Here is a 206-nt window from a genome sequence, read left to right as displayed (position 1 = left end):
TGTCTGTACAGGTGATTCAGCTTACTTTTGCTTCAGACCATTCGTGTGAGACTATTCGGCTGGAACGAGTGTTGCTGGATCTACGTAAGCCTTTGTACCCCATAGCGGAACGGTTGAAAGGCTATGTTTGAAGCTGCCTTCTGTTTCTTTGGTTGTGTAAGATAAGTAAAGCAGCGATTGATTCTCAGCATCGTAGATACGACGAA

At 44.7% G+C, this 206-nt stretch carries 1 protein-coding gene; it reads right to left on the bottom strand.

Annotation, left to right across the window (positions count from 1 at the left end):
• Positions 1-51 precede the first annotated feature (51 nt).
• A partial coding sequence (locus AB4512_RS23325) for a CreA family protein (RefSeq protein WP_372175906.1) occupies positions 52-206 on the bottom strand: 155 nt, incomplete at its 5' end.

This window comes from Vibrio sp. 10N.222.52.B7 (assembly GCF_041474275.1).
GTDB lineage: Bacteria > Pseudomonadota > Gammaproteobacteria > Enterobacterales > Vibrionaceae > Vibrio > Vibrio crassostreae_C.
This window is presented reverse-complemented; position numbering and strand designations above follow the sequence as displayed.